The organism is Cyanobium sp. BA20m-14 (assembly GCF_024346295.1).
Genome location: NZ_JAGQCR010000205.1, coordinates 1 through 5,682, shown reverse-complemented (window position 1 = coordinate 5,682; position 5,682 = coordinate 1). Strand labels below are relative to the sequence as shown.

Sequence of the window (5,682 nt, the reverse complement as noted above, 5' to 3'; positions counted from 1 at the left end):
GGCAACCGCGGTGTGGACGGCACGGTGGCTGCAATCCGCTGGGCACGGGAACAGCAGGTGCCCTTCCTGGGCCTGTGCCTAGGCATGCAGTGCGCCGTGATCGAGTGGGCCCGCAACCAGGCGGGCCTGGCCGGTGCCACCAGCGCCGAACTTGATGCAGACACGCCCCATCCGGTGATTCACCTACTGCCTGAGCAACAGGACGTAGTTGATCTGGGCGGCACGATGCGACTGGGCGTTTACCCCTGCCGGCTAGCTGCAGACACGATGGCTCATCGCCTTTATGGCGACGAAGTTGTATACGAACGCCACCGACACCGCTACGAATTCAACAATGCTTACCGCAGTCTCTTCACCGAATCGGGCTACACAATCAGCGGCACCTCGCCAGACGGCCGCTTAGTTGAATTAATCGAACTACAGAGCCACCCATTTTTCACAGCCTGCCAATATCACCCAGAATTTCTCTCCCGCCCCGGCAAGCCTCACCCCCTATTTCGCGGCTTGATTGAGGCCGCCCAGCAGCGCCTGCCCAACCAAGCTCATCAGGACTGACTATTTCACCAAACCAACTTGGCAACCGAAATTAACTAGATTTGCTTAAGAGAGTCCGTTTTATCTTTAAATTCTCCAAGCAGAAGTTGCAGGTAAGTTACCTTGCGCAGCTTGATATTGGCCGTAAGTGACATGCCCACTTGCAAAGGCAGGCTCTTGCCAGATTTCAGCTTTAGCTGCTGAGTATCGAGTGCAATCGTGGCTGGGAAGCGATAGGTCTGATTGCGCTCATCTGGGGGCAAAGCATCGGAGCCAATGCCCTTAACGTTGCCAAGCAGCACGCCGAAATCGGTAGCAGGGAAGGAATCGATGCTGATATCGGCAGGGCGACCAACTCGCACAAAACCAATATCGCTGCTCTCAATCTCCACCTTGGCCTGGAGCGCATCAAAGGGAACAATCTTCATGACCGGCTCACTACCTTGGGCAACAAAGCCAGGGCCCGTGGGCTTGAGATCAAACACCACCCCATCCACCGGGGAACGCACATCCTGGTAGCGGATATTGACCTGCAGCTCAGTGAGCTTGCTGCCTAGATCGGCAAGCTCGCCTTTGATCTGCTCCAGAGCCTGCTCGATGATCGCAATTTGACGTAGGCGATCTACCTTGAGCTTGGCGATCTCGCCATCCACCTCACGCACCTTGTTGCGCTGTTGCAAATACTGCAACTCCGCAGAGGCCCCAACTGCCTTGAGGCCCTCAAGCCGCTGCAGGATTTCGGTTTCAAGCACGAGGTTCTGGCGCGTCACCGTCTGCTCGGTGTCGTTGAGGTTGAGATAGCGAGCCAGCTCCACCTCCTTGAGACGCAGCTGGGCCTTCTTAGCGGTGATGGTGGTACGCAAACTCGCCTGACGATCGATGGTGGCCTCGTTGTCGAGGCGCAGCAGCACCTGGCCCTGGCTGACTCGCTGACCGTCCTTGACCAGCATGGTTTCCAGAACACCGCCCACCGGCATTTGGATGGTTTTGACATCGCCGATCGGCTGGAGCTTGCCAGAGGCGACAACCACCTCGTCGGTTTTGGCTAAGGCAAGCCAGGCCAGGCCAGCAGCTGTGGTGCCCAGCAAGGCCCAGGTGATAGCTCGCGCTAAAAAGCGCGACTGCTGCAGCGCCATCTCCTCATGGCTGGTCTGAACCCGGCGCTCAATAGCGTTTTGGGCGCGGCGCACAATCGACATCAGTTGACCTCCTGCTGGCGGTAAAGGGCGTAATAGCGACCGCGGCGCTCCATCAACTCATCGTGGGTGCCCGTTTCCACGATGGCTCCTTCGTGCATCATCACGATTAGCTCGGCGCGGCGGATGGTGGAGAGCCGGTGGGTAATAAAGAAAACGGTGCAGTGCTTGAGGTTGTCGAGCAAGTTGTCGCAAACGCGGCGCTCGGTGTCGTAGTCGAGGGCGCTAGTTGCTTCATCGAGCACCAGCAGCCGGGGCTGGGAGAGCAGGGTGCGGGCGAGGGCCAGCCGCTGCCGCTGGCCGCCGGAAAGGCCGGCGCCGCGTTCTCCCACAGTGCTGCTGTAGCCCGCAGGAAGCTCCATGATGAAATCGTGGGCGCAGGCCAGACGTGCCGCCTGCACGATCGCATCACTGCTGGCATCGGGATCGGTGAGGGCAATATTCTCTGCCACCGTGCCAGTGAATAGCAGGGGCTCCTGGGGCACGATGCCGATTTGGCGCCGCAGAGAGTAAAGCTCAACTTTGTCGATGTCGTAGTTGTCGATCAGGATCCTGCCGCTACCTGGTGAATAGAGGCGTGCCAGCATTTTGGTGAGGGTGCTCTTACCGCTACCGCTCTGACCCACCACCCCCACAAAGGTGCCGGCGGCGATGGTGAAGTCGATGTGACGCAACACCTGGGTCCCGCCGGGGGTGAAGGAGAAGCAGAGGTCGTCAAAGCGCACCTCGCCGGCGATGGGCGGCAGAGGAATCTTCTGCTTATCAGCCTCGTCTGATTCCTCCGGGGTGTCGACCACATCGGCAAGGCGCTCAAAGGAAACCTTGAGCTCCTGGATGCTCTGCCAGATCGAAGAGAGCCGCAGCAAAGGCTGGGTGACGTAGCCGGAGATGATCCGGAAGGCGATCAACTGGCCCAGGGTCATGTCGCCGGAAAGCACCAAAGAGGCACCCACCCAGAGCACCAGCAGCTGGGAGAGCTTCTGCAGCACCTGGGAGGTTTCGTTAAGGGCCGTACCGGTGATTGTTTTTTCAAAGGTGCGGGAGATGTATTTGCCGTAGAGGTCTTGCCACTTCCAGCGGCTGATCATCTCGACGTTCTGGGCCTTCACCGTCTGGATGCCGGTGAGCACCTCAACTAGGTGGCTCTGGGTGCGGGCGTTCTCCTGGGCCGCATCGCGGTATTGACGGCGGAAGAGGGGAGCCCCCAGCACGGTGAGGCCGATCTGAATCGGCAGCACGCACAGGGCGATCAAGGTGAGCAGCCAGCTGTAGATCAGCATCACGGCGATATAGATCACCGAGAAGGCAGTGTCGAGCAGGGTGGTGAGCGCTTGGCCGGTGAGGAAATTACGGATCTTCTCCAGCTCAGCGATACGGGTACCGAGTTCGCCCACGGGACGGCGGTCGAAGTAATTGAGCGGCAGCCGCAGTAGGTGGTCGATCACCTCGGCGCCTAGGCGCAGGTCGATGCGATTAGTGGTTTCGCTGAATAGGAAGGTGCGCAGGGCGCCGATCAAACCCTCCATCAAGGTCACCACCACCAGGGCAAAGCCCAGCACCTGCAAGGTATCGAGGCTGCGCTGGTTGATCACCTTGTCGATGATCACCTGAATCAGCAGGGGGTTGGCCAGGCTGAACAGCTGCACCACAAAGGAGGCGATCAGCACCTGGGTGAGGATGCCGCGGTAGCGCTGCAAAGCTGGCCAGAACCAGGCAAAACCAAATCGCTGCTCAGGGGTGGCAGAGCTGCGCTCCAGCATCAGCACATCGATGCCATCGGGGAAGGCCTCGGGAAGCTGGTCGGGGGGAATCTCCACCCAACCCTGCCGCGGGGAGGCCAGCAGCAAACCGCGGGCATTGGCGCCCCGCACCACGGCAAACCCGCCCTGCCAGGGGATCAGGGCCGGGGTCTGCAGGCGCGTGCCCTGGTTGGCAGGCACCCGCACGCCGCTTACGTGCAAACCCATCATCGCGGCGAGATTGCCGCAGAGCTGCAGGTCCGGCGTCTGGCCGCGGCGCAACACATCGCGCAGGATCTTCTCGATCGCATCGCGCCGGAAGGGCAGCTTGAGCTCCGCCGCCAACATCTGGAAACAGGCGAGGGTTTCCTCGAGGGGGCCGTTGCCGCGCAGCAGTTGCAGGGCCGTGCGATCCCGCTGGCCCAGATCAAGGGCTGAAGCTAAAGGTGGATTAGAGCCGCCAGGTTGGCCGGAGCTGCCAGAGCCCTCCGGCATCAGCTCGGCTTCCAGTACTGGAGCTACCGGCGCCAGCAGCTCCGCAGGCAGGGCGATCAGGCGTGGAGGTAGTGGTGGGGTGGCAGCCGGCACACCCTGGCGGGGATTTAGCGCTGCCCCGAGGGGGTGATCGATCAGGTTGTGGCTAGCGGCCAGCAAGCTGAACTCAATCGGCAGGGCGGCTAGGGCCGAAGGCTCAGGCGGAACCAGTCGAGCCTGGGGGCGGGCCTGATCCAGCAACTCCTGGAGCGAAGTGCCGGCCTGGGGGTGCTGCTCAAGCAGCAGGGCCAGTAAGGCTGCCAATTCAGCGGTGAATAGGTTTGAGCCACACCACTGGGCAAAGGAGGGTTCGCTGGCCAGCAACTCCAGGATCAGGGAATCGGCCAGCACCAGGGCCTCCACTTCGGAGCCCGCACTTACCTCCTCACAGGGAGCGGCTCGCAACAGGGAGGCCAGGCCCACAAAGCTGCCCGGTCCCAGCTTTTCTGCGGTGCGCAGGCGGCCCTGATCCCGCACCAGCAAGCGAGCTGTGCCGGATTGAAGCAGCAGGATCTCGGAGGGGATCAAGCCCCTAAGGCAAAGGGGATCACCAACAGCAAACTGACGCCGGCTGAGCTGCTGCTGCAAACGCTCGGCGCTGGAGTCGGACAACCCGGCAAAGGCGGGATGGGTAGGCAGCTGCGAAGGGGCGGAATCGTCCATGGCTCTCATGATGAGCCTAGGCTGGCCTTCTGGCTCGCATCGGCGGATACGCGCTGATCCAACAGGGGCCGCAGGTCCACTAGACGTCGTTCAACCTGCTCAGAGATCCACTGCTCGAACAGCTCTTCAGCCATGCGGGCGGCGGTGGCCTCGTCGAAGGTGGCGGAAGTGAGGCTTTCGAGCCGCACCACCAGCCACCAGGATTCGATTTGGAAGGGCTCGAGCACTACGCCAGGGGGAGCGGTGCGCAGTCGATCTACCAAAGCAGGGTGGGCTTGGGTGAGGGGCACCGGGCCGACAATGCCGCGGGTTGCCTGCTCAGGTCCTTCCGCGTAGCGAGCGGCTAAATCGGCGAAGTTGGCATCGCCGTCATCAATGCGCAAGTAAAGCTCGCGGGCGAGACCACCATCGCGGAGGCGCAGCAGGCTGTAGACAACGCGATCTAGTTGATTCTTGCGCTGCAGAAAGCGAGCTTCCGCCTTGGCGGAGAAATCGCCCTGACAGAGGAGCTGCAGCTGCAGGGGCTGTCGCATCTGCGCCTCGAGGGCAGCAGGGCTGAGCATGCGAGCTATCGCCCAAGCCTTGAGGGCCTCGGCGTCGCGGATTTGGTGCTGACGACAAAAAGCCTGCCTGGCCGCATCTATTTGCTCATCGCTTAGTGCAACATCGCTAGCCGCAAAGGCCAGCAGATTGGCTCGCACATAGGGCTCAAGCAAACCGAGACGGGCCAAGTCTTCGAATGAAACCGCGGGACTCTCTTGAGACTCAACCGACATAAATAAGCCTGTCTTTGAGAGATTTACAAAGAATAAAACATTTGAACAAATTTGCGCAATCGCTCAAATTCCTCCAACACATGTCAATCATTTTATCAATATAATTTGATGGATTTGCCCCGTGCTGTCCAGTCCTGAATGCAAGCAGATGCAAATAAAACTCCATTAGCCCGGGCTTGCCTGCACGCAAGCACTCCAAACCAAACGGGACGCCAAGCGTTAGACCAATCTAGCAATTCC

At 60.4% G+C, this 5,682-nt stretch carries 3 protein-coding genes and 2 pseudogenes; 1 reads left to right on the top strand and 4 read right to left on the bottom strand.

Annotation, left to right across the window (positions count from 1 at the left end; all coding sequences use genetic code 11):
• Positions 1-555, top strand: a 555-nt coding sequence (locus tag KBZ07_RS15305) for a glutamine amidotransferase-related protein (protein WP_254932417.1), incomplete at its 5' end; no start/stop codon positions are given.
• A gap of 35 nt (positions 556-590) precedes the next feature.
• On the opposite strand, the gene KBZ07_RS15300 is transcribed toward KBZ07_RS15305, so the two are convergent.
• The 4 genes and pseudogenes from KBZ07_RS15300 to KBZ07_RS15290 form a co-directional block, all read right to left on the bottom strand.
• Positions 591-1,733: an HlyD family secretion protein gene (locus KBZ07_RS15300; protein ID WP_254932416.1), complete on the bottom strand. Its 1,143-nt coding sequence runs from the start codon at positions 1,731-1,733 to the stop codon at positions 591-593.
• Between the two features lie 211 nt (positions 1,734-1,944).
• A pseudogene (locus KBZ07_RS16530) lies at positions 1,945-2,344 on the bottom strand (ATP-binding cassette domain-containing protein); the annotation flags it as partial.
• 261 nt (positions 2,345-2,605) lie between these two features.
• A pseudogene (locus KBZ07_RS15295) lies at positions 2,606-4,666 on the bottom strand (ABC transporter transmembrane domain-containing protein); the annotation flags it as partial.
• Positions 4,667-4,671: 5 nt separating this feature from the next.
• The gene (locus KBZ07_RS15290) at positions 4,672-5,397 is read right to left on the bottom strand and encodes a peptidylprolyl isomerase (RefSeq protein ID WP_254932414.1); all 726 of its coding nucleotides are present in this window, start codon (positions 5,395-5,397) and stop codon (positions 4,672-4,674) included.
• Between the last annotated feature and the right edge of the window lie 285 nt (positions 5,398-5,682).